Genomic DNA, 1,254 nt, shown 5'->3' with positions numbered 1-1,254 from the left:
TGTAGTGGTCAAGTTTTTTCAGACAGGTGTTTAGGTTGTCTGCTGCTTTAGCTTGTCCTCGTATTTCTGCGGCGACTCATAACCCAGCGTCGAGTGCAATCGGACTGGGTTGTAAAAGCTGACGATGTACTGCGTGATGTCGCGCCGGGCCTCGGCCCGGTCGACATAGCGTTTCTGCCAAACGCGCTCCATCTTCAAATTCAGGAAGAAGCGCTCCATCACGGCGTTGTCCCAGCAGTCGCCCAGGCGGCTCATGCTGCAGACCAGCCCATGGCGCGCCAGCAAGCCCTGATACTCCTCGCTGGCATACTGGCTGCCCCGATCCGAATGCACGATCAGCCCAGGTGCCGGATTGCGCTGCTGGATCGCCATCTTTAGCGCCGAGACGATCAGCGATGCCGGCATGGCCGGCGCCATCGCCCAGCCCACCACCTTGCGCGAATACAGGTCCAGCACCACTGCTAGATACAGCCAGCCCTCGGCAGTGCGGATATACGTCATGTCCGACACCCACGCCTGATTGGGCTGCGCCGGCCTGAACCGCCGGTTCAGCACGTTGGGCGCGACCGGGCGATCATGCCGGCTGTTCGTAGTTGCCACGAACTTGCGCTTCCAGACCGGGCGCAGGTCCGCCTTGCGCATCAGCGTGCGCGCTCGGTAGCGTCCGATTTTCACGCCCTGGGCACTGACTGCCTGCGCCACCCGACGGCTACCGTAGCTGCGCCCGCTGCCCTCGAAGGCCGCCCGTACATGGACCTCCTGCCTGGCGCGCGTCGTGTCACCTCGTCCTCTCTGCCGGTGTGCGTAATAGCCTGCACGGCTCACATTCAACACCTGACAGGCACGGCTGATCGAAACGGCCTCCTTCTGCAATGCGGTTACGACGCGATAAATCACTTCAGTTCCCGGGCGAAGAAGGCCGATGCCTTTTTTAGGATCTGGTTGTCCTCCTTCAGGCGGCGGTTCTCTTCTTCCAACTGACGGATCCGCAGCTGCTCGGGCGTGAGCGGCTTGCCACTGCCCTGGCCGCCTGCCAGTTCCAGGTCGTACTGGGTGAGCCAGCGCCTAAGCGCCGTCTCGCCAATGCCCATCGTGTGGCAGACCTCGGTCACCGAAAGGCCTTGCTCCCTGACCATTCGGACTACTTCCAGCTTGAAGCTGGCATCAAATTTACGGCGTTGCTTTGTCATCTGCTTTCCTCATCGATGGTGATTTTCCACCTATCGACCTGTCTGAGGAAATTGGACCACCACA

At 60.8% G+C, this 1,254-nt stretch carries 1 protein-coding gene; it reads right to left on the bottom strand.

Going from position 1 to position 1,254, the window contains the following annotated elements:
- Nucleotides 1–30: 30 nt before the first annotated feature.
- A protein-coding gene (locus C7416_RS28790) for an IS3 family transposase (protein WP_220085025.1) occupies nt 31–1,190 on the bottom strand; the annotation gives its coding sequence in 2 pieces (ribosomal slippage) (nt 31–923 and nt 923–1,190; 1,161 coding nt in all).
- Nucleotides 1,191–1,254: the final 64 nt, after the last annotated feature.

The organism is Cupriavidus phytorum (genome assembly GCF_003254285.1).
GTDB lineage: Bacteria > Pseudomonadota > Gammaproteobacteria > Burkholderiales > Burkholderiaceae > Cupriavidus > Cupriavidus phytorum.
Note: the sequence above shows the minus strand (reverse complement) of the source record. Positions and strands in the feature narration are given on the sequence as shown.